The sequence below is a fragment of the Ottowia oryzae genome (genome assembly GCF_003008535.1).
GTDB lineage: Bacteria > Pseudomonadota > Gammaproteobacteria > Burkholderiales > Burkholderiaceae_C > Ottowia > Ottowia oryzae.
Genome location: NZ_CP027666.1, coordinates 1,902,015 through 1,924,554, shown reverse-complemented (window position 1 = coordinate 1,924,554; position 22,540 = coordinate 1,902,015). Strand labels below are relative to the sequence as shown.

The window sequence follows — 22,540 nt, the reverse complement described above, 5'->3', positions numbered from 1 at the left end:
GCGCCTGTCGCAATCCAGTCAGAACGCCAGTGCTGGGGCCGAGTGCCCCGCACTGGCGTCCCGGCCGATCAGTACGTTTGATCCAGCTGCGTCAGGATGGCCGGGTTTTCCAGCGTGCTGGTGTCCTGGGTGATCTGCTCGCCCTTGGCCAGGCTGCGCAGCAGGCGGCGCATGATCTTGCCCGACCGCGTCTTGGGCAGGTTCTCACCAAAGCGGATGTCCTTGGGCTTGGCGATGGGGCCTATCTCCTTGGCCACCCAGTCGCGCAGCTCCTTGGCGATGGCCTTCGCTTCGTCGCCCTCCGGCAGGCTGCGCTTGAGCACCACGAAGGCGCAAATCGCCTCGCCGGTCAAATCGTCGGGGCGACCCACCACGGCGGCTTCGGCCACCAAGTCGGTCTTGGCGACCAGTGCGGATTCAATCTCCATCGTGCCCATGCGGTGGCCCGACACGTTCAGCACGTCGTCGATGCGCCCGGTGATGCGGAAGTAGCCGCGCTCGGCATCGCGCACGGCGCCGTCGCCCGCCAAGTAATAGCCCTTGAGCTCTTCAGGAAAGTAGCTTTTCTTGAAGCGCTCCGGGTCGCCCCAGATGTTGCGGATCATGCTGGGCCACGGCTTCTTGACGACCAGGATGCCGCCCGAGCCGTTGGGCATGTCGTTGCCCGCCTCGTCGACGATGGCCGCCATGATGCCCGGCAGCGGCAAAGTGCACGAGCCCGGCACCAACGGCGTGGCGCCCGGCAGCGGGGTGATCATGTGGCCGCCCGTTTCGGTCTGCCAGAACGTGTCCACGATGGGGCAGCGCTCGGCGCCCACATTGCGGTAGTACCACATCCACGCCTCGGGGTTGATGGGCTCGCCCACGCTGCCCAGGATGCGCAGCGACGACAAGTCCCAGTTCTTCGGGTGCACCTTCTCATCGGTGTCGGACGCCTTGATCAGCGAGCGGATGGCCGTGGGCGCCGTGTAGAAGATCGTGCACTTGTGCTTTTCGATCATCTGCCAGAAGCGGCCCGCGTTCGGGTAGGTGGGCACGCCTTCAAAGATGATCTGCGTGGCGCCAGCGGCCAGCGGGCCGTAGGCCACGTACGTGTGGCCGGTAATCCAGCCGATGTCGGCCGTGCACCAGAAGACGTCCGAATCCTTCAGGTCGAAAGTCCAGTCCATCGTCATCTTCGCCCACAGCAGGTAGCCGCCCGTGGCGTGCTGCACGCCCTTGGGCTTGCCGGTGGAGCCGCTGGTGTACAGCACGAACAGCGGATGCTCGGCGTCCACCACTTCCGGCGGGCAGTCGGTGCTTTGCCCGGTCAGGATCTGGGTGAAGGTCTTGTCGCGCCCTTCGACCATGGCGCAGGCGGTGGCCGTGCGTTCAAAAACAAAGACGTTCTGGATCGACTCGCACCCGCCCATCGCCAATGCTTCGTCCACGATGGCCTTCAGGGGCAGTTCCTTGCCGCCGCGCATCTGGTAGTTGGCGGTGATGACCGCGACGGCGCCGCCGTCGATGATGCGTTCTTGCAGCGCCTTGGCCGAAAAGCCGCCAAACACCACGCTGTGCGTGGCGCCGATGCGCGCGCACGCCTGCATGGCGATCACGCCTTCCACCGTCATGGGCATGTAGACCAGCACGCGGTCGCCCTTCTTGACGCCGCTGACCTTCAGCGCATTGGCGAACTGGCCGACGCGCGCCAGCAGTTCTTTGTAGGTGACCTTCGTCACCGCGCCGTCGTCCGCCTCGAAGATGATGGCGGTCTTGTTTTCTACCGGCGTGCCGACGTGCTTGTCCAGGCAGTTGGCGCTGGCGTTCAGCTGCCCGTCGGCAAACCAGCGGTAGAAAGGCTTGTTCGATTCGTCCAGCACCTGCGTGAACGGCTTGGCCCACACGAGGTTTTCCTTGGCGTGCCGCGCCCAGAAGCCCTCGAAGTCGTCTTCGGCCTCTTTGCACAGGGCGTTGTAGGCGTCCATGCCGCCCACGCGCGCGGCCTTGACCACCGCTTCGCTGGGTGGGAACACCCGGTTCTCAACCAAAACCGATTCAATCGCGCTCATGGAATTTGTCTCCTGTTTTGTTGGCTGGTGCGCGCGCCGCCGACGCTGGCCGACGCAACCAAATCATGATCAACGGGCGCTCTTACAACGCACTGACTGGCAGACGCCGCCCATCTCTAGAATACGCCCTCGCCCCACCGCGTGCCCCGCGCGCGCCACCCTTCCCACGCCTCCATGAGCGAACCGCAACTGCCCCCTTCCGTTGAGCGCGTCCTGCGCCCCCTGCCCCGGCTGATCTTTGCCAGCCGCTGGCTGCAGCTGCCGCTGTACCTGGGCCTGATCGTGGCGCAGGCCGTGTACGTCGGCTACTTCATGATCGAGCTGTGGCACCTGGTCGAGGCGGCGCTGGGCAACAAGGACGCGCTGCAGGCGCTGGTCGACAGCATTGGCTACAAGACGTCCGCACCGGTCGGGTCGCTGAACGAAACCATCATCATGCTGGTGGTGCTGGCGCTGATCGACGTGGTGATGATCTCCAACCTGCTGATCATGGTGATCGTGGGGGGCTACGAGACCTTTGTCAGCCGGCTGAACCTGGAAGGCCACCGGGACCAGCCTGAGTGGCTGGATCACGTGAACGCCAGCACGCTGAAGGTGAAGCTGGCGCTGTCGATCATCGGCATCAGCTCGATCCACTTGCTGAAAACCTTCATCAACGCCGACAACTATTCCGACAGGACGCTGGTGGCGCAGACGGTGATCCACATCACCTTCCTGCTGTCGGCCATGGCCATCGCCTACACCGACAAGCTGATGAGCGGCGGCCACAGCGGGCACCACGGCGGGCACTGAAAGACGGCGGGCAACGGTCAGGCGCCCGCTGGGCGGTGCGAAAACCCTACCCGGTCATCTACCTATAAAAACAGCCTCCAGCGCTGGTGCCACCTGCGCTGGCAGCTATCAATAGCATAGTATTCGCTGCGCAGGCGCGGCCGCCCAGACTGCGAGCTGCAATCCATCCACCCGCCCGCCGCGGCCAGCAAGCTGCACCGCAGCTTGCACAGCGCGCCGCTCAGGCGCCCAGCGGCGCCGCATCGCCCAGCGGGCCCCAGGCGGGCTCGGCCGCGAAGCGTTCCACCAAAAAGCCCAGCAGCGCGCGCAGCGCAGGCAGCATGTGGCGGCGCGAGGTGTATACCGCCCACACGCCCGCGATTTGCGGTGTCCAGCCCGGCAGAACGGGCAACAGGGCGCCGCTGGCCAGCGCCGGCCGCGCCAGGATGGTCGGCAGGCGCGCCACGCCGGCGCCGCACTCGGCCGCGCGCAGCAGCGCCATCGCGTCGTTGGCGGTCAAATTGCCGCGCACCGCCACCGAGGTGGGTTGGCCCTGCGCATCGGTGAACTGCCACACGCTTTGGCCGAAGTAGCTGTGCGTCAGGCAGTTGTGCGCCGCCAGCGCTTCGGGCCGATCGGGCCAGCCGCGCGCGGCCAGGTAGGCGGGCGCCGCGCAGACGACCGAATGGCAGTCGCACAGGCGGCGGGCGATCAGGTTCGGGTCCAGCTCCACAGCGATGCGAATGGCCAGGTCGATGCGCTCTTGCACCAGGTTCACCGCGCGGTCCTGCATTTGCAGATCGACCGACACGCCCGGGTGCCGCGCCACGAAATCGGCCAACGCGGGCGCCAGCTGCACCTGCCCGACCGAGTTGCTGGCCGTCAGCCGCAGCTGGCCGGTGAGCGGCGCCGCGCCGTCCGCCGGTGCGGCCTGCGCCTGCATGCCCTGCGCCAGCGACAGCACCTGCCGACACGCGGGCAGCACGGCTTCGCCCGCCGTCGTCAGGCCCAGGCGGCGGGTGCTGCGGTGCAACAGCCGGGCGCCGGCCCAGGCCTCCAGCTCGGCCAGGTAGCGCGTGACCACCGGGCGCGACAGCCCCAGCCGATCGGCGGCGCCGCTCAGGCTGCCGGCCTCGACCGTGGTCACGAAAACCTGCATCGCTTGCAGACGGTCCATGTGCGCCCCTCAGCCCTCAGTTGAACGATTTCAGCAATAAACCAGTGCCATTGACGGTCTATTTCAATCGAATTCAGAAATTTACCATCGGTACACCGTGTGGCGCTGCCGGCTGACACATCCGCCAGCCACCGCGCCGCACACTGGTTCATCTCATCCGTTCGACTTGTTTATTTGAAAGGACACCACCATGGCCCACATCGCCATCATCGGAGCCACCGGCCGCGCAGGCGGTCAATTGCTGGAAGAAGCCCTGCGTCGGGGCCACCGCGTCACCGCCATTGCGCGCCACGCCAGCAGCCAGCTGTCCGGGCGCGACGGCGTGATTCCCGTCGATCTGGACGTGCTGGACAGTGCCGCGCTGGCCAAGGCCATCGGCAGCCACGACGCGGTTTTCAGCGCCGCGCATTTCGCCACCGTGCCGCCCCAGGCGGTGATCGGCCCCGTGAAGCAGGCCCACGTGCCGCGCCTGATGGTGGTGGGCGGTGCAGGCAGCCTGCGCGTGGCCGGCGGCGCGCGCGTGATCGATTCGCCCGATTTCCCCGAGGCGTACAAGGCCGAAGCCGCCGCGGGCGGCCAGTTTCTGGACGCCCTGCAGGCCGAGCCCGCGCTGAACTGGACCTTTCTGTCGCCATCGGCTGAATTCGTCGAAGGCCCGCGCACCGGCCACTTCCGCCTGGGCAAGGACGACCTGCTGGTCAGCGCTGAAGGCCGCAGCTGGATCAGCTTTGCCGACTTCGCCATCGCCTTCCTGGACGAGTTCGAGCGGCCCCAGCACGCGCGCGAGCGCTTCACGGTCGGTTATTGAGCCGCACGCGGCGGCGGGCCGTTGCGTGAAGCGGGCTGGGCCGCTGGGCGTTCGCCTGCGTGGCGTTGTGCATCAAATCAGCCTCTGGCGCCCGCCCTACCAGCGCCAGCAGCTATCAATTTGATTGCGAACAGGAAGGACGTTGATCTGGGCGGTGACCTGAAAGAAGGCTGGGTGACCACCGCACGCCCACCCGCCAAGCAATGGCAAGGCAGGGCGCAGCCCGCGCGGGGCCGCCCCACCCGCCGATTCAGCGCCCGATCATGTTGGCGGGCACCACCCAGGCGTCGAACTGCTCGGGCGTCAGGTAGCCCGAGGCGATGGCCGCCTCGCGCAGGCTGCTGCCTTCCTTGTGCGCCTTCTTGGCGATGAAGGCGGCCTTGTCATAGCCGATGTGCGGGTTCAGCGCGGTCACCAGCATCAGCGACCGCTCCAGCAGCTCTTCGATGCGGCCACGGTTGGGCTCGATGCCCACCGCGCAGTGCTCGTCAAAGCTGACCATGCCGTCCGCCAGCAGGCGGATGCTTTGCAGCACGTTGTGCGCCACCAGCGGGCGGAACACGTTCAGCTCGAAATTGCCCGACGCGCCGCCGATGTTCACCGCCACGTCGTTGCCAAAGACCTGCGCGCACAGCATGGTCAGCGCCTCGCACTGCGTGGGGTTGACCTTGCCCGGCATGATGGATGAGCCGGGTTCGTTCTCAGGAATGCTGATCTCGCCCAGGCCGCTGCGCGGGCCGCTGGCCAGCCAGCGCACGTCGTTGGCGATCTTCATCAGGCTGGCGGCCAGCCCTTTCAGCGTGCCGTGGGCGTAGACCAGCGCATCGCAGCTGGCCAGCGCCTCAAACTTGTTGGGCGCGGTGACGAAGGGGTAGCCCGTCAGCCGGGCCAGCTCGGCGGCCACGGCCACGGCGTAGCCCTTGGGCGCGTTCAGCCCCGTGCCCACGGCCGTACCGCCCAGTGCCAGCTCGTACAGGTGCGGCAGCGCCGCGCGGATGTGCCGCTCGCCATGCGCCAGCTGCGCCACCCAGCCCGAAATCTCTTGCCCCAACGTCAGCGGCGTGGCGTCTTGCAGGTGCGTGCGGCCAATCTTCACGATGCCGTCAAAGGCCTCGCTTTTGGCGTGCAGCGTGGCGCGCAGGCGCTCCAGCGCGGGCAACAGGTGCTGGTGAATGGCGGTGACCACGGCCACGTGCATCGCCGTGGGGTACACGTCGTTGCTGCTCTGGCTTTTGTTCACGTCGTCGTTAGGGTGCACCAGCCGCGCCTCGCCGCGCTCGCCGCCCAGCAGTTCGCTGGCGCGGTTGGCCAGCACCTCGTTGACGTTCATGTTCGTCTGCGTGCCCGAGCCGGTTTGCCACACGGCCAGCGGGAATTCGCCGGGGTGCTGCCCGCCGATCACCTCATCGGCCGCCTGCGCAATCGCCTTGGACTTGGCCGCGTCCAGCAGGCCCAGATCGGCATTGACCACCGCCGACGCACGCTTGACCTGCGCCAGCGCGTGGATGATCTCGGCGGGCTGCTTTTCGGTGCTGATGCGGAAGTTGTTCAGCGACCGCTCGGTCTGCGCGCCCCACAGCCGCTCGGCGGGCACGTCGATGGGGCCGAAGGTGTCTTTTTCCTGCCGGGTGGCGCTCATGGGCGACCTCCTTGGTGGCCCAATTCGCGCCAGCTTTGCTCGTGCACCTGCACGCCTTCGCGCTGCGCGGCGGCCAGCAGGCGCTGCCAGGCGGCGTCGCGCTCGGCGTCGGTCACGCCTTCAACCTGGTCAAAGCGCGCAATGGCGTTGCGCACGTGCTGCGCGTCTTCCAGGGGCAGCTTGCGCTGCTCGGGAAAGGCAAACTCGCCCGGCGGCAGTTCGTTGCGCCGGGCGGCATTCAGCTCGCTCATGGAGGGGCTCCGTTGGTGGTGGTGATGCGGCTACGGTACACGAGCGCATTGCCTGCGCCGCGATCAGGGGAAATCTGCGGTGGCCAGCCCTGTAGACAGCCCCGTGCGCAAGCCTTCGCCGCCGTCAGCCCCGTGTGGCCCACCACGCCCGATAATGCGAGGGTTTGCCCGAAGCCTGACGGGCCACCTCTCGAACCCACTGCCATCATCACTATGACCACGATCCGCCAGCAAGACCTGATCGACTCCGTCGCAGGCGCCCTGCAGTACATCAGCTACTACCACCCTGCCGACTACATCCAGCACCTGGCGCGCGCCTATGAGAAGGAGCAAAGCCCGGCCGCCAAGGACGCCATGGCGCAGATCCTGACCAACAGCAAGATGGCCGCCACCGGCCACCGCCCCATCTGCCAGGACACGGGCATCGTCAACGTGTTCCTGAAAGTGGGCATGGACGTGAAGTGGGAAGGCTTCACCGGCAGCCTGGAAGACGCCATCAACGAAGGCGTGCGCCAAGGCTATAACCACCCCGACAACACGCTGCGCGCCAGCGTGGTGGCCGACCCGCAGTTCGCACGCAAGAACACCAAGGACAACACGCCCGCCGTCATCAGCGTGCAGATCGTGCCCGGCGACAAGCTGGACGTGACGGTGGCGGCCAAGGGCGGCGGCTCTGAAAACAAGTCCAAGATGATCATGATGAACCCCAGCGACAACCTGGTCGACTGGGTGCTGAAAACCGTGCCCACCATGGGCGCCGGCTGGTGCCCGCCGGGCATGCTGGGCATCGGCATTGGCGGCACCGCCGAAAAGGCGGTCTTGCTGGCCAAGGAAAGCCTGATGGAAGACCTGAACATGTACGAGCTGCAGGCCAAGGCCGACCGCGGCGAAAAGCTGGACCAGGTCGAAGAACTGCGCATGGAGCTGTACGAGAAAGTGAACGCACTGGGCATCGGCGCGCAGGGCCTGGGGGGCCTGGCCACCGTGCTGGACATCAAGATCAAGATGTACCCCACGCACGCGGCCAGCAAGCCCGTGGCCATGATCCCCAACTGCGCCGCCACGCGCCACGCGCACTTCGTGATGGACGGCAGCGGCCCCGTGTACCTCGAAGCCCCGTCGCTCGACCTGTGGCCCAAGATCGACTGGGAACCCGACTACAACAAGTCCAAAAAGGTCGACCTGAACACGCTGACCAAGGCAGAAGTGGCCAGCTGGAAGCCTGGCGACACGCTGCTGCTCAACGGCAAGATGCTGACGGGCCGCGACGCCGCGCACAAGCGCATGCAGGACATGCTGGCCAAGGGCGAGAAGCTGCCGGTGGACTTCACCAACCGCGTGATCTACTACGTTGGCCCGGTCGACCCGGTCAAGGGCGAGGCCGTGGGCCCCGCCGGCCCGACCACCGCCACGCGCATGGATAAGTTCACCGACATGATGCTGGAGCAAACCGGCCTGATCGCCATGATCGGCAAGGCCGAGCGCGGCCCGGTCGCCATCGAAAGCATCAAGAACCACAAATCTGCGTACCTGATGGCCGTGGGCGGCGCCGCCTACCTGGTCAGCAAGGCGATCAAGGCCGCCAAGGTGGTGGGTTTTGAAGACCTGGGCATGGAAGCCATCTACGAATTCGATGTGGTCGACATGCCCGTGACGGTGGCCGTGGACGCGGGCGGCACCAGCGCCCACATCACCGGCCCCGCCGAATGGCAGAAGAAGATTGCCAGCGGCGAATACAAGGTGATCGACCTGGCGAGCGCCTGAGGGCAGCGCGCCAAGGGCGCCATGGCGGGCGGCGCCTTGCAGCGCTCGCCCGCCGCTTTTTTTATAAGCAAATTGGCCCCTGGCGCCCGCCCCACCTGCGGCAGAAGCTCTTTTATTGATAGCAAACAGCGCTTTCACCCCCAGCGCCGCCCACACCGCATGGTGGCGCTTGCCCTGCCCCACTCTCCCGATTCGCCATGTCCACCGAGCAGCCAAGCATTGGCGTTTTTGACAGCGGCATCGGCGGGCTGAGCGTGCTGCGCGAATTGCAGGCCGCGCTGCCGGGCGAACGCTTCGTTTACTGGGCCGACAGCGGCCATGCGCCGTATGGCGAACGCAGCACCGCCTTCGTGCGCGAACGCTCGCACGCCGTCGTTCAGGCTCTGCGCGAGCAGCACCGCGTGAAGGCGGTCGTCATCGCGTGCAACACCGCCACGGCGGCGGCCATTGATTCACTGCGCCACGCGCACCCTGATGTGCCCATCGTGGGCATCGAGCCGGCCCTGAAGCCCGCCGCGGCGCTAAGCCGCACCGGGCACGTCGGCGTGCTGGCCACCCGCAGCACGCTGGCCAGCGACCGCTTTCAGCAGCTGGCCGAGCGTGTCGGCGGCGATTGCCACTTTCATCCGCAGCCCTGCGACGGTTTGGCAGACGCCATCGAACAGCTGGCAGCGCATTCGCAGGACGACGCGGCCGAAGACGGTGCAGCGGTTCGCAGCTTGATCCGCACCTACGTACAAGCGCTGGGGCCCATCGGCGGCGGCGCTGGCGCTATCGACACGCTGGTGCTGGGTTGCACGCATTACCCGTTGGCTTGGTCGGATTGGGTGTCGGCTACCGGTGCCAAGGTGCAGCTGATCGACCCTGCCGCGGCCGTGGCACGGCAGCTGCGCCGTGTTCTGGCCGCGCGCGGTGCCCTCAGCGAGGACGGCAGCTGCGCGCGTGCGGGCGAGCCGCGCGTTCACCTTCAATTGGAATTGGTATCGACGGGGGAATTGGCACCGCTGCAGGCTGCGGTGGCACGCTGGGCGTCGCCGGGCTGACCCAACGGCGCAGAAGCAGCACGCCTGCAGCCAGGCGCCGAATCGGCCTCTAGCCCTTGCCCCACCAGCGCTGGAAGCTCCTTATTCAGGAGCAAACAGCAGGTTGAACAGGCGCGGCAGGCGCCAGTCAGCCATCAATGCAGATGGCGTGGGCGGCGTCCGCTGCCGTGACCATTCCCACCCGCGCCAGGGCTGCGCGGGGGCTTACCCAGTTCCAGCGAACTGACCAGCGCCGTGAAGCGGTCGGAAAACAGCTTGTCGATCTCGGCCACCACGCCGCCCAGCTCGGCGCCGTCGAAATGGCGCTCCATCAGCGCCACCACGTCTTCCACCAGCAGATTGCGCTGCGCCTGCATGATCGCCTCGGGCGTCGGGCCAACGAACAGCAGCACGAAGTCGTCGCGCGATTCGCGCCCCTGCTCTTCGTCCTCTTCGTCGTACTGCGCGTCGTAGAACGTCACCTCGATCTGGCTGCCCTCGGCCGACAGATCGTTCAGGTTCATGCACAGGTCGTCGAGTTGCTGGCGGAAGTCTTCGTCGCCAGCCACCGTCCAGCACATCTGCAGCAAATGATCGGGGGCGTCGAAGCGGATGCCCGGCTCATCCTCGTACAGGCTCGCGGCACCGTCGGCCAGCGAGCGAGCGCGGGCGTACTTCCAAAGTGGCTTGAGGGCGTCTTGCAGCGCATCGAAACCCACATCGCTGCGCAGCTTCACGTCGCCATGCACGTGTATTTCGAAAGGTGCGTCTTCACTCATGGCGTATTCCTCACAGCTGGTGCCCCGGGCCGGAATCGAACCGGCACGCACCCTTTCGGGAAGCGGCGGATTTTAAGTCCGCTGTGTCTACCAGTTTCACCACCGGGGCCAAACGTGCATTGTCGCACTCAATTCGAGTGCATCTCGTTGAAGCGGCGTTGGCTCACTTGCTACTGCTACGGGTAGCAGACAAGCAGCCATCGCCAGAAAAAAGAAAGCCGCTATAGAGGCTATAGCGGCTTAGCTAGCATTTACGCTGTTCTAACTGGAGGCGCGATCCGGAGTCGAACCGGACTAGACGGATTTGCAATCCGTTGCATAACCGCTTTGCTATCGCGCCAGCTGTGCGAGAACCATCTGCCTGAAAAAAAAGGAAGCGGCTGCTTCCTTTTTTAAGTGCCCCGGTTTGGTGACCGGAGCTAGCGTATGGAGCGGGAAACGAGGCTCGAACTCGCGACCTCAACCTTGGCAAGGTTGCGCTCTACCAACTGAGCTATTCCCGCGTTGCAAGCCTTGCATTGTATGCTGAAAAATCGGCATTGGGAAGAGGCATGCAAAAATTTCTTCAATTATTTGCAACCCCCTCTCAGCGACCACGTTCAGCGGCGGCTCAGTGCTTCACCGCGCCGCGGCGCTCAGTGGTTTTCTTGGCCACGGCAGGGGCAGCCGCAGCCTCAACAGCAGCGGGCGCCACGTCGTCGTCGAGCAGTGGCGACGGCTGCCGCTCCAGTGCGACTTCAAGCACCTTGTCGATCCAGCGCACAGGCACGATCTTCAGCGCCTCCTTCACGTTGGCGGGAATGTCCTGAAGATCCTTCACGTTCTCCTCGGGAATCAGCACGGTCTTGATGCCGCCGCGCAGCGCGGCCAACAGCTTTTCCTTCAGACCGCCGATGGCCGTGACTTCGCCACGCAAGGTGATCTCGCCGGTCATGGCCACGTCGCCGCGCACCGGAATGCCGGTCAGCGCCGACACAATCGCCGTCGTCATCGCAGCACCAGCGCTGGGGCCGTCCTTAGGCGTGGCGCCATCGGGCACGTGCACGTGGATGTCCCGTTTCTCGAACACCTCGTCCTTGATGCCCAGCACCCGCGCCCGCGACCGCACCACGGTGCGCGCCGCTTCCACGGACTCCTTCATCACGTCGCCCAGCTGGCCGGTGCGCTGAATAGCGCCCTTGCCCGGCATGGTGGCGGCCTCGATGGTCAGCAGATCGCCGCCCACTTCGGTCCAGGCCAGCCCGACCACCTGGCCGACCTGGTTCTGCTGCTCTGCGCGGCCGTAGGTGAACTTGCGCACTCCGAGGAAGTCGTTGAGGTTGTCTTCATTCACCACCACTTTCGGCGTCAGCTGCTTGAGCTGCAGCCCCTTGATCACCTTGCGGCAGATCTTGGACAGCTCACGTTCCAGCGAACGCACGCCCGCTTCGCGCGTGTAGTAGCGCACGATGTCGCGCACGGCGCCTTCGGTGACTTCCAGCTCGCCGTCTTTCACGCCGTTGTTCTTCATCTGCTTGGGCAGCAGGTACTTCACGGCGATGTTGGTCTTCTCGTCCTCGGTGTAACCCGACAGGCGGATGACTTCCATGCGGTCCAGCAGGGCCGGCGGAATGTTCATCGAGTTGCTGGTGGCCACGAACATCACGTCCGACAGGTCGAAATCGACCTCGACGTAATGATCGCCAAACGTGTGGTTCTGCTCAGGGTCTAGCACCTCCAGCAGCGCGCTGGACGGGTCGCCGCGGAAATCCATGCCCAGCTTGTCGATCTCGTCCAGCAGGAACAGCGGATTGCGCGTGCCCACCTTGTTCAGGCTTTGCAGCACCTTGCCTGGCATGGCGCCGATGTAGGTGCGGCGGTGCCCGCGAATCTCTGCCTCGTCGCGCATGCCGCCCAGCGCCATGCGCACGTACTTGCGGCCCGTGGCCTTGGCCACCGACTGGCCCAGCGAGGTTTTGCCCACGCCAGGTGGCCCCACCAGGCACAGGATGGGCGCCTTGACCTTGTCCACACGCTGCTGCACCGCGAGGTATTCCAGGATGCGGTCCTTGACCTTTTCCAGCCCGTAGTGGTCTTCGTTCAGCACCTCTTCGGCGTGCGCCAGATCGTGCTTGATCTTGGTCTTCTTGCTCCAGGGCAGGCCAACCAGCACGTCGATGTAGTTGCGCACCACGGTGGCCTCAGCCGACATGGGCGACATCAGCTTGAGCTTTTTCAGCTCGCTCTCGGCCTTCTTGCGCGCGTCCTTGGGCATGCGCGCGGCCTTGATCTTTTTCTCGATCTCTTCGATGTCGGCGCCTTCTTCGCCCTCACCCAGCTCTTTCTGGATGGCCTTGACCTGCTCGTTCAGGTAGAAGTCGCGCTGGTTCTTTTCCATCTGGCGCTTCACGCGACCACGGATCTTCTTGTCGACGTTGAGGATGTCGACTTCGCGCTCAATCTGCTCAAACAGATTTTCCAGCCGCTCTTTCACGCTGGCCAGGTCCAGCACGTTCTGCTTGCTTTCCAGCTTGAGTGGCAGGTGCGCGGCGATGGTGTCGGCCAGGCGGCCGGGCTCGTCGATGCTGGCGATCGAGGTCAGGATTTCCGGCGGGATCTTTTTGTTCAGCTTGACGTACTGGTCAAACTGCTGCATCACCGCGCGGCGCAGCGCCTCGACCTCCGGGTCGTCCTGGTCGTTGGCCGGCTCGATGGGCGTGACGGTGGCCACGAAGTGCGACTCACCGCCGTCCTCGATGTGAGTCACGGTAGCGCGCTGCTGGCCTTCAACCAGCACCTTCACGGTGCCATCGGGCAGCTTGAGCATCTGCAGGATGGTGGACACGCAGCCCACCTCGAACATGTCGCTCACCGTGGGCTCGTCTTTGGCGGCCGCCTTTTGGGCCACCAGCATGATGCGCCGGTCGGCCGCCATGGCGGTCTCCAGCGCCTTGATGCTCTTGGGTCGCCCCACAAACAGCGGGATGACCATGTGCGGGAACACCACGACGTCGCGCAGCGGCAGCAGCGGCAGATCAATCGGCGTGGCGGGCAATGGGGTGGTTCCGGACATGCAATGTTCCTTCGGGTGATTCGCCAGTAAATGGCTGCTCAGGCGCCATTTTCAACCCAGCGCCACAAGGCGCGCCCCGTCAGAGACATGGCGCGCCTTGCAAAGAGGTTAAGCCGCGAAATATGCTATCTAAAAAATAGCGTCCAGCGCAAGTGGCGCCTGCGTCAAAGGCCGATTTGTCCATTGGCCTCGCTGGCCAACAGCCCACTCAGGCCTTCTTGGCCGACTCGCGGTAAACCAGCAGCGGCGGCTGGTTTTCTTCGATGGTGTTCTCGTCGACCACCACCTTTTCGACGTTGGCCGTGTGGGGCAGCTCGAACATCGTGTCGATCAGCGCCTGTTCCAGAATCGAGCGGAGCCCGCGCGCGCCGGTCTTGCGCGCCAGCGCCTTGCGGGCGATGGCCTTGAGCGCGGACGGGCGAATTTCCAGCTCGACGCCTTCCATGTTCAGCAAGCGGGCAAACTGCTTGACCAGCGCGTTCTTCGGCTCGGTCAGGATCTGCACCAGCGCGTCTTCGGTCAGCTCGGCCAGCGTGGCGACCACGGGCATGCGGCCCACCAGCTCGGGGATGATGCCGAACTTGATCAGGTCTTCTGGCTCCACTTCCTGGAAGGCCTCGCTGATCGAGCGCTGCTGCTTGCTGCGCACGGTGGCGCCAAAGCCAATGCCCGAGGTTTCGGTGCGCGCCTCGATCACCTTCTCCAGCCCCGCGAACGCGCCGCCGCAGATGAACAGGATGTTGGTCGTGTCGATCTGCAGGAAGTCCTGGTTCGGGTGCTTGCGCCCGCCCTGCGGCGGAATGCTGGCCATGGTGCCTTCGATCAGCTTGAGCAGCGCTTGCTGCACGCCTTCGCCCGACACGTCGCGCGTGATGCTGGGGTTGTCGGCCTTGCGGCTGATTTTGTCGATCTCGTCGATGTAGACGATGCCGCGCTGGGCGCGCTCGACGTCGTAGTTACAGCTTTGCAGCAGCTTGCTGATGATGTTCTCGACGTCCTCGCCCACGTAGCCAGCCTCGGTCAGCGTGGTGGCGTCGGCCATGACGAAGGGCACGTCCAGCTGGCGTGCCAGCGTCTGCGCCAGCAACGTCTTGCCAGAGCCCGTGGGGCCGATCAGCAGGATGTTGCTCTTGGCCAGCTCGACGTCGCCGCCCTTGGCGTCTTCCTTGTGCTTGAGCCGCTTGTAGTGGTTGTACACCGCCACAGCCAGAGTGCGCTTGGCCTTTTCCTGGCCAATCACATAGTTGTCGAGGTTGTGCTTGATGTCGGACGGCGTGGGCAGGTCGCTGCGGGCCTCACCCTCGGGTGCATCCGCGGGCACTTCCTCGCGGATTATGTCGTTGCACAGGTCGATGCATTCGTCGCAGATGAACACCGACGGGCCGGCAATCAGTTTCTTGACTTCGTGCTGGCTCTTGCCGCAGAAGGAGCAGTAGAGCGACTTCTCGCCAGAAGAGCCTTTTTTATCGGCCATTGAATGACAGTTCAGTGAAGAATCGGCGCATGATAACCAAATCAGGCGCACCAAAATAAAACCCCGTTGCCATCGGGCCACGGGGGTCAGGCGGATTTAAGCGGGCATTGCAGCCCGCTCGGCCTCCGTCAGGGGCGGTTGGCGATGACTTGGTCGACGATGCCGTAATCCTTGGCTTCGTCGGCGGTCATGAAATAGTCGCGCTCGGTATCGCGCTGCACTTTTTCCAGCGGCTGGCCGGTGCGCTCAGCCAGGATGCGGTTCATCTGGTCCTTGGTGCGCAGGATGTCGCGCGCATGGATCTCGATGTCGGTCGCCTGGCCGCGTGCGCCGCCCAGCACTTGGTGGATCATGATCTTGCTGTTGGGCAGGCTGTAGCGTTTGCCTTTGGCGCCCGCAGCCAGCAAGAACGCGCCCATGCTGGCGGCAAAGCCCAGGCACATGGTGGACACATCGGGCTTGATGAACTGCATGGTGTCGTAGATCGACATGCCGGCCGTCACGCTGCCGCCGGGCGAGTTGATGTACAGCGAAATGTCCTTGTCGGGGTTTTCGCTCTCAAGGAACAGCAGCTGCGCCACCACCAGGTTGGCCGTCTGGTCGTTGACTTCGCCCACGAGGAAGACCACGCGTTCGCGCAGCAGGCGCGAATAGATGTCGTAGGAACGTTCGCCGCGGCCCGACTGCTCGATCACCATGGGGACGAGGCCGAGGTTGGTCGGGGTGTCGTACTGGCTCATAAAAACTCCAAGTTGCGTCTGCAAAAGCAAATGGGGCTGGAACCCGCAGATTCCAAGCCCCATGGCAGGGGCCAGTCCAGCCGCCCCAGATCAACAACGATTTCAGCCTCTAGCGCAGGCACAGCAAGCGCAAGCAGCTATCAAAATCGAAGTAGGCTCAGGCCTGTTGGCCCATCAGCTCGTCGAACGCGAGCTTCTTGTCGGTGACCTTGGCCTTGCCCAGCACGAAGTCGGCCACGTTGTTCTCGGTGGCGATGGCCTGCACTTCGGCCAGGCGGTTGCCGTCGGCGAAGTAGTAGCGCACCACCTCTTCCGGGCGCTCATAGCTGGCGGCCATGGTTTCGACCTGGGTCTTGACCTGCTCGGGCGTGGCTTGCAGCGCGTTCTTGTTGACCAGCTCGGCCACCACCAGGCCGGTGCGCACGCGGCGCTCGGCTTCGGGGATGAAGGTGTCTTCAGGAATGGGCAGCTTTTCCACGTCCTTGATGCCGCGCGACTTCAGGTCGGCGCGGGCGGTTTCGATCATGCGGGCCACTTCGTTCTTGACCAGCGCGTTGGGCACGTCCAGCTCGGCGCCGTTCACCAGCGCCTGCATCACGGCTTGCTTGTTGCGCTGGTTGACGCGGAAATTCACTTCGCGCTCAAGGTTCTTGCGGATGTCGGCGCGCAGCGCTTCGACGGTGCCTTCGGCCACGCCCAGCGACTTGGCCAGCTGCTCGTTCACTTCGGGCAGGTGCGCGGCTTCGATCTTCTTGACGGTGACCAGGAAGTCGGCGGTTTTGCCGGCCACTTCGGCGCCGTGGTAGTCGGCCGGGAAAGCCAGCGGGAAGGTCTTGGATTCGCCGACTTTCATGCCACGCACGGCGTCTTCGAATTCCTTGAGCATCTGGCCTTCGGCAATGACGAACTGGAAGTCTTCGGCCTTGCCGCCTTCAAAGGGCTCGCCGTCGATCTTGCCGGCAAAGTCCACCGTCACGCGGTCGCCGTCTTCGGCGGGCGTGCCCTGGGCGCGCTGGGCAAAGCTGCGGCGCTGCTTGCGCAGGATGTCCAGCGTGCGGTCGATGGCGTCGTCGCCCACGTCCACCGAGACTTTTTCCACCTCGGCGGCAGACAGGTCGCCCAGCTTGACTTCGGGGAACACCTCGAACACGGCGTCGAAGGTCATCTGGCCTTCGGGCGCGCCTTCTTTTTCAGAGATCGAAGGCTGACCGGCCACGCGCAGCTTGGCTTCGTTGGCGGCGTTGTAGAACGCTTCGCCGACCTTGTCGTTCATCACCTCGTACTGCACCGAATAGCCGTAGCGCTGGGCCACGACACCCATCGGCACCTTGCCGGGACGAAAACCGTCCATCTTGACGGTGCGCGACAGCTTGCGCAGGCGCGCTTCCACCTCGTTCTGGATCACGTCCACGGGCAGGGAGAGCGTCATCTTGCGCTCCAGCTTGTCAAGGGTTTCCACGTTCACGGCCATGGTGTGTTTCTCTCAAGGGTTGAAGTTGCGGTGCGCAGGACGCGCCGCCGCGGCTGTCAGCCGGGCCACGCTCCCTGCGCGGGAATTCATTCGGGTTGATTTGCCGGCACCGGGGCGCGCGGCAAAACCGGGTATTTTAGCGGGCTGGAGAGAGTGAGCTCTGCGTGGCGCTTGCGCGGCGGCACGGGCGCCTGGAAGTCGTACAGCGGCGGGCGCTGCGTGAAGCCCCTTGTTACCGCGGCGGGGTGCGACACTCAGCGTTCGACGCAATCGATTTACCCAGCGTCAGGCCAGGCAGCAATCGGGTTTGTCGGGCGGCAGGCGCCTACGCGGCGGCCCGGCCGCTATCGCCGCGCTCTATGATCAGAAATCCGGCCCAAGCGCAGGCTGATAGGGCGCGATCAGCTACCAATAGTGCAGCAATACTCACACCACGTGAAAGTGGTGAGTTCCGTCGCGCGCCAGTTGCGCGACCAGACCGTATTCCCAATCAAGGTAGGCCTGCATCGCATCGCGCGGTGCCCCCGTTCCCTCGTACGGCCGTTGATAGCGGTCAGTGCGCGGGGTGGCCAGGTGCGTCTCACCCGCTTCGGCCGGCAACCCCAGCGCAAACCACCCCGTGTTGCCACCATCGAGCACCTGCACTTCCGCTTGCTGCTGGCCCCGGGCGTCCAGCCAGTCGCGCACATCGTCGGCCGCGTAGCGTGCCAACAGCGCGGTGCCGCAGGTCAGCACATATCGGCCCGCCTTGGGCAGGCGGGCCAGCACCTGGGACAACTGAGCGCGCACGGCGAACCAGGCGCCGGGGATGTGGCGCTTGACATAGTTGGCGCTGGCCCCCACGTCGATCACCACTGCGTCGCCTGAGCGCAGCAGCGCTGCCAGCGCTGCAGGCGGAACACGCTCAATAGCGTGACGGTGCGGCGGGTAAGGCGGGTGCGGGCTTGCTCTCTCGGTGAAATCCACTGCTTGGGCGTCGGCCACGACATAGGCGTCCCACCCCATCTGCGCCAGCCAGGACGCGGCCATGTGGGCGCGCACACCATCGTCATCGGCCAAAACGATCCGGGCGCCGCGCACCGGGGCGTGATGGTCTGTTTCCTGCACCAACTGGCCGCCCGGAGCGCTGGCGAAGCCGGGGAGGTGCCCTGCGGCGTATTCCTCTGGCGTGCGCACATCGAATCGGTAGACCGTGCGCGCACCACCTTCGGCCAGTGCGTCCACCGCCGCCCGTCCGATGCGTTGCACACCCGCGCGCTCAGCCACCGCGCCAGCCCCTTCGCGCGCCAGCGCTTGCTGTTCGGGCGCAGCCCGTGCGGTGGCGGCGCGGTCGGCGCCGTGTTCCAGTGCCTGCCCCGCCAACAGCCAGCCTATGGTGCCGTTGCGCAGCGCGGCGATGGGATTAGGCAGTGACGCGTTGACCAGCGATTGCGCGCCGATGATGCTGCGTGTGCGACCGGCGCAGTTGACAATGATGCGCGTTTCGGGGTTGGGCGCGAGGGCCCTGGCGCGCAGCACCAGCTCTCCGCCCGGCACGCTGATGCCGCCCGGGATGTTCATCGTCTGGTATTCGTCGAAGCGGCGTGCGTCGAGCACCACCACGTCGGCTTTCGCGTCAAGCAGCGATTTCACTTGTTCGGCAGACAGCGAAGGCGTTGCACGCTCGTGCTCGACCAGCTCGCCAAAGGCTTTGCTGGGCACATTCACGTCGCGGAACACTTCGCCACCCGCACCCTGCCAGCCGGCGAGCCCGCCAGCCAACACATTAACCTGGGTGTAGCCCTGCCGCGCCAGCACGGCTGCGGCCTTGGGTGCAAGGTCCTCACCCTCGAAATCACCGAAGAGCACGATGCGTGTGTCAAGCCGAGGAATACGGCGCCACGCTTCAAGTTCGATGCGCGACAGGGGCAGGTTGGCAGCCCAAAGCGGGTGCGCCTGCGCGTAAGGGTGTTCCTCGCGAACGTCCAGCAGCGCGATCTCGTCGCGCGCGAGAAGATGAGCACGCACCTGATCGGCGGTGAGCGTCGGCCAGCCTGGGCCCACAGTGTCGGCGAAGGCATCCCAACTGATCGGATCTGCAAGCGGGGCTTCGACCAAGGCGAGATGACTCATACACGGCTTCCTGAAATGACTTTGCGCACGTCGGCGCTGCGATCCCAAAGATTGGGCAAAACGGTATTCGAGTACCCGGAGACGAAGGGCTTGGTGCCGCCCTCGACGGGAAGAACGTGTCGCGCAACGGCGCCGATGTTTGCGCCATAGACGTGGATGCTGATGGACACGCGGTCGACGTACGCGTTGTGCACGCGATGCACGTCGCCCACTGCTGGCGATACGGCCTCCACGTCGCCCGGCAGCAAGCGCTGCGCTGGGCCGTGCGGGCGCCACCGGCCACCCTGTTCGACGTAGCGCTGGCTGTACTCGCTGCCACGCAACATGCCGATCAGGCCCCACACCGTGTGGTCGTGGACCGGCGTGGCCTGGCCGGGCCCCCAGACGAAGCTCACCACCGAGAAACGCTCGGTCGAATCGGCGTGCAACAGGAACTGCTGGTAGCGCTCAGGGTCTGGCCGCGCGAAGGCATCGGGCAGCCAGCCGTCGCGCGCGACCAGTTGGCGCAGCAGCGCACCGCCGTCGCGCAGCACCGCGCCCTCGTGCGGCGCGGTGTCGATCAAGCGGCCGAAGGCCACGACGAAATCGCGCAGCGGGGTCAGCGCGCCGCTCACGACTGAAGCACCTGACGGCCTACCGCCGAAAGCACCGCATCGTTCTGCGGCGTATGGATGCGGCTGCACAACACGTCGCGGTAATGCCGCTCGAGCGGGTTGTGTCGCGACAGCCCGTGGTTGCCCGTCAGTTGCAGGGCGGTCTCCACCGCTTGGATCGCTTGCTTGGTCACGACATACTTGATCAGCCCACTTTCATGGGGCGCTGGCGGCGAACCAGCATCGGTCGTGCGTGCCAACTCGTCCAACAGCACTCGGTTGGTGTGCAAAAGCGCCTCCAGCTCACCCACCTGCTCCTGGATGCGCGGCAGCGTAGCCAAGGGCGCCCCCAGACTGGCGGGCGCGCGTGTGCGCAGGAACTCCACCAGCCAGTCGCGGGCAGCGCCCGCAACCGCGTCGTACAGTGTGCCCAGCAGCGCGATCATCCAGGCCTGCTGGCTCGCGTGGGCATCGACGTCGGTCTGACTGCCTGCGTGCGGCGCCCATTCGGCCGGTGCACGCACGTCGACCGCATGATCCAGCGGCACGCGCACGTCTTCCAGCACGACCTCGTGGCTGCCCGAGGCACGCAGGCCCAGGTGGTCCCAGCTCTTGATCACACGCAGGCCACGCGCTGCGCGTGGCACCAAAAAAAAGCCTGTTCGAGGGGCTGGTTCGTCGGTGCGCGCCCACACGGCCAGCCAACTCAATCCGTCGATGCCGGTGGTGTAGATCTTGTGCCCTGAGATAGACCACTGGTCGCCGTCGCGACGCGCGACAGTCCCCGGCAATCCGCCTCGCGCCGGTGATCCCAGCGCCGGCTCTACACGCAACGCATTGATGAGCGCACCGTGCCCCACCGCATCGCGGACCACGCGCTCTCGCAAACGCTGTGGCCACCTGCTTCCCGCATGGCCAAGGCTGTGGCGCTGCAAGTAGGTCATCACGAGAATGAGTGCCGTGGCTGGCTCACCTTTTGCGACCGCCGCGATCACTTCGCGGGCTTGCGCCAGCGTGGCACCGCCTCCGCCATAGGCCTTGGGCGCGACGAACGCAACGAGGCCTGACGCCTGCAGCGCATCAAAGTTATCGCGCGGGAAGCTGCCGACGGCATCGTGCTCGCTCGCGCTGGTCGCGAACTGGCGGCTCAGCCGTTCAAGCAACGCGGCATCGACGCCCTCTTGGGGCACATCGGCGCTGGACAGTTGAGATGACAGGTGTTTTGGAAGCATTCGCATGGGTCAACCATAGGTCGCCCTGCGCCTGCGGTGAACGACGGAAGACGCATATGCAAGCGCGTTTTTCTGCGTTCACTGACGAGCACCGCGCCGCTACCTTCACGGCTCCAGTCCAAAAACCTCGTCCACCAATGCCAAACCTTCACCACCGATCGCACCTTACGCACCGGCGTTGTGGGCTGAAAGAGCGACAGGTCCCGCCCGCGCACTCGCCGCTGCGCATCGGCGCGCTTGAGCCCGTAGCCCCAAGTCACATTTTGCCGGCGCGGGGCGCCAGCGCGAAGCGCCATCCGGCAGCGGACTGACCTTTGTTCTTGTCGACTTTTCACTAGGAACCACCATGAGCCATCAAGACGTCGAATTCATCGGAATGATCCAGGGACAGAAGGTCTCGGAAATCCACGCTGCGCACGGCCCTGCTTTCGACCCCAACTACGTGCGCGCCTTCGCACAAGCCCACGAGGCTGCTGGCTTCGACCGCATCCTGGTGCCGCACCACTCGACCAGCCCAGACGCCACGCTCACCGTGGCGCATGCGGCGGCAGTCACCGAGCGCATCCACTTCATGCTGTCGCACCGGCCGGGCTTCGTGGCCCCCACGCTCGCGGCGCGGCAGTTCGCCACGCTGGATCAGCTCAGCGGCGGGCGCCTGGCCGTGCACTACATCTCGGGGGGCTCCGACGAGGAGCAACGCCGAGACGGCGACTGGCTGGACCACGACCAGCGCTATGCACGCACCGACGAATACCTGGACGTGCTGCGCAAGGTCTGGACGGCCGAGAAACCCTTCGACCACGAAGGCGCGCATTACCGCGCGCAAGGCGCCTGGTCAGAGATCAAGCCGCGGCAGACACAAGGCGGAAAACCGCATGTGCCGGTGTACTTCGGCGGCGCTTCGGAGGCCGCAATCCCGGTGGCCGGCAAGCACGCGGACGTGTACGCGCTGTGGGGCGAATCGCTCGATCAGACGCGCGAACTCACGGCCCGGGTTCGCGCGGAGGCGGCCCAGCACGGACGCAGCGTGCGCTTTTCTGTTTCGTTCCGGCCCATCTTGGCCGACACCGAAGACGCCGCCTGGGCGCGGGCAGACCGCATTCTGGAAGAAACGCGCCGCCTTCGCGTGGTGGCTGGTTACGCGCGCGGTGGACCGCAGCAAAGTGAAGGCGCGCGCCGCCTTCTGGCCGCGGCCGACAAAGGGCCGCGCTTGGATAAGCGCCTGTGGACGGCCATCGCACAGGAGACGGGTGGCCGCTCCAACACGACCGGCCTGGTGGGAACACCCGAGCAAGTGGCCGACGCACTGCTCGACTACTGGGATCTGGGCGTGAGCACCTTCCTGATCCGCGGGTTCGACCCGCTGGACGACGCGATTGACTACGGCCGTGCGCTGATCCCTCTCACCCGCGAACTGGTGGCCCGACGCATTGCGAACCAACGCCGCGCCGCTTGAACACATGGCTCCAGTCCCTTAGCGGCCAGGCCCTATGAGCGCCACCCTGCACCAGCGTGAACGCCCAACGTTGCCGTAGCCGTCTGCTTGCTGGCACAGCCAGCAAAGCACACGCCGATCACGAAACCAGGGTGTGCGCCAAACGCAC

At 65.4% G+C, this 22,540-nt stretch carries 17 protein-coding genes and 3 tRNA genes; 5 read left to right on the top strand and 15 right to left on the bottom strand.

From position 1 onward, the window contains the following. Positions 1-68: 68 nt before the first annotated feature. Positions 69-2,051, bottom strand: a complete 1,983-nt coding sequence (gene acs / locus C6570_RS08945; protein WP_106702891.1) for an acetate--CoA ligase — start codon at positions 2,049-2,051, stop codon at positions 69-71. Between the two features lie 174 nt (positions 2,052-2,225). Between acs and C6570_RS08940 the strand changes: the two genes are divergently transcribed. Beyond that, complete coding sequence (locus C6570_RS08940; RefSeq protein ID WP_106702890.1) at positions 2,226-2,843, top strand: TIGR00645 family protein; 618 nt, start codon at positions 2,226-2,228, stop codon at positions 2,841-2,843. A 220-nt stretch (positions 2,844-3,063) separates the two neighbouring features. Here the strand turns inward: C6570_RS08940 and C6570_RS08935 are convergent, their stop codons facing one another. Further along, complete coding sequence (locus tag C6570_RS08935) at positions 3,064-3,999, bottom strand: LysR family transcriptional regulator (RefSeq protein WP_106702889.1); 936 nt, start codon at positions 3,997-3,999, stop codon at positions 3,064-3,066. A 190-nt stretch (positions 4,000-4,189) separates the two neighbouring features. Here C6570_RS08935 and C6570_RS08930 point away from each other — a divergent pair, with 190 nt between their 5' ends. Continuing rightward, positions 4,190-4,807, top strand: a complete 618-nt coding sequence (locus C6570_RS08930; RefSeq protein ID WP_106702888.1) for an NAD(P)-dependent oxidoreductase — start codon at positions 4,190-4,192, stop codon at positions 4,805-4,807. Positions 4,808-5,057: 250 nt separating this feature from the next. On the opposite strand, the gene fumC is transcribed toward C6570_RS08930, so the two are convergent. Next, positions 5,058-6,446: a class II fumarate hydratase gene (fumC, locus tag C6570_RS08925; protein ID WP_106702887.1), complete on the bottom strand. Its 1,389-nt coding sequence runs from the start codon at positions 6,444-6,446 to the stop codon at positions 5,058-5,060. Beyond that, on the bottom strand, positions 6,443-6,697 hold the full coding sequence (locus C6570_RS08920; RefSeq protein ID WP_106702886.1) for a DUF6582 domain-containing protein: 255 nt from the start codon (positions 6,695-6,697) through the stop codon (positions 6,443-6,445). The genes fumC and C6570_RS08920 overlap by 4 nt, the downstream gene beginning before the upstream one ends. A 213-nt stretch (positions 6,698-6,910) precedes the next feature. On the opposite strand from C6570_RS08920, the gene C6570_RS08915 reads away from it, so the two are divergent. Further along, entirely contained in the window at positions 6,911-8,461 is a 1,551-nt protein-coding gene (locus C6570_RS08915; RefSeq protein WP_106702885.1) for a fumarate hydratase, read from the top strand. Positions 8,462-8,658: 197 nt separating this feature from the next. Then, positions 8,659-9,504 carry a glutamate racemase gene (gene murI, locus C6570_RS08910; RefSeq protein ID WP_106702884.1) on the top strand — a complete coding sequence of 282 codons (846 nt, stop codon included), beginning with the start codon at positions 8,659-8,661 and terminating at the stop codon, positions 9,502-9,504. Between the two features lie 134 nt (positions 9,505-9,638). Here murI and C6570_RS08905 read toward each other — a convergent pair whose 3' ends face one another. From C6570_RS08905 to C6570_RS08855, 11 genes are all read right to left on the bottom strand, one after another. Next, the gene (locus C6570_RS08905) at positions 9,639-10,262 is read right to left on the bottom strand and encodes a DUF6806 family protein (protein ID WP_106702883.1); all 624 of its coding nucleotides are present in this window, start codon (positions 10,260-10,262) and stop codon (positions 9,639-9,641) included. A gap of 17 nt (positions 10,263-10,279) precedes the next feature. Beyond that, positions 10,280-10,371 (bottom strand) — tRNA-Leu (locus C6570_RS08900). A 157-nt stretch (positions 10,372-10,528) separates the two neighbouring features. Next, positions 10,529-10,602, bottom strand: a tRNA-Cys gene (locus C6570_RS08895). Between the two features lie 87 nt (positions 10,603-10,689). Beyond that, positions 10,690-10,765: transfer RNA gene (locus C6570_RS08890), tRNA-Gly, on the bottom strand. Positions 10,766-10,872: 107 nt separating this feature from the next. Beyond that, complete coding sequence (gene lon / locus C6570_RS08885) at positions 10,873-13,314, bottom strand: endopeptidase La (protein ID WP_106702882.1); 2,442 nt, start codon at positions 13,312-13,314, stop codon at positions 10,873-10,875. A gap of 208 nt (positions 13,315-13,522) precedes the next feature. Continuing rightward, positions 13,523-14,788: an ATP-dependent Clp protease ATP-binding subunit ClpX gene (clpX, locus tag C6570_RS08880; RefSeq protein ID WP_106702881.1), complete on the bottom strand. Its 1,266-nt coding sequence runs from the start codon at positions 14,786-14,788 to the stop codon at positions 13,523-13,525. A gap of 128 nt (positions 14,789-14,916) precedes the next feature. After that, positions 14,917-15,528 carry an ATP-dependent Clp endopeptidase proteolytic subunit ClpP gene (gene clpP / locus C6570_RS08875; protein WP_106702880.1) on the bottom strand — a complete coding sequence of 204 codons (612 nt, stop codon included), beginning with the start codon at positions 15,526-15,528 and terminating at the stop codon, positions 14,917-14,919. A 157-nt stretch (positions 15,529-15,685) separates the two neighbouring features. Then, positions 15,686-16,999 carry a trigger factor gene (gene tig, locus C6570_RS08870; RefSeq protein ID WP_106702879.1) on the bottom strand — a complete coding sequence of 438 codons (1,314 nt, stop codon included), beginning with the start codon at positions 16,997-16,999 and terminating at the stop codon, positions 15,686-15,688. 426 nt (positions 17,000-17,425) lie between these two features. After that, positions 17,426-19,111 carry a rhodanese-related sulfurtransferase gene (locus tag C6570_RS08865; protein ID WP_106702878.1) on the bottom strand — a complete coding sequence of 562 codons (1,686 nt, stop codon included), beginning with the start codon at positions 19,109-19,111 and terminating at the stop codon, positions 17,426-17,428. Further along, positions 19,108-19,725, bottom strand: coding sequence for a cysteine dioxygenase family protein (locus C6570_RS08860; protein ID WP_106702877.1), 618 nt, complete (start codon positions 19,723-19,725; stop codon positions 19,108-19,110). The genes C6570_RS08865 and C6570_RS08860 overlap by 4 nt, the downstream gene beginning before the upstream one ends. Then, positions 19,722-20,936, bottom strand: coding sequence for an acyl-CoA dehydrogenase family protein (locus C6570_RS08855; RefSeq protein WP_245896449.1), 1,215 nt, complete (start codon positions 20,934-20,936; stop codon positions 19,722-19,724). The genes C6570_RS08860 and C6570_RS08855 overlap by 4 nt, the downstream gene beginning before the upstream one ends. 346 nt (positions 20,937-21,282) lie before the next feature. Between C6570_RS08855 and C6570_RS08850 the strand changes: the two genes are divergently transcribed. Beyond that, positions 21,283-22,392, top strand: a complete 1,110-nt coding sequence (locus C6570_RS08850; protein ID WP_106702875.1) for an LLM class flavin-dependent oxidoreductase — start codon at positions 21,283-21,285, stop codon at positions 22,390-22,392. The last annotated feature ends 148 nt before the right edge of the window (positions 22,393-22,540 follow it).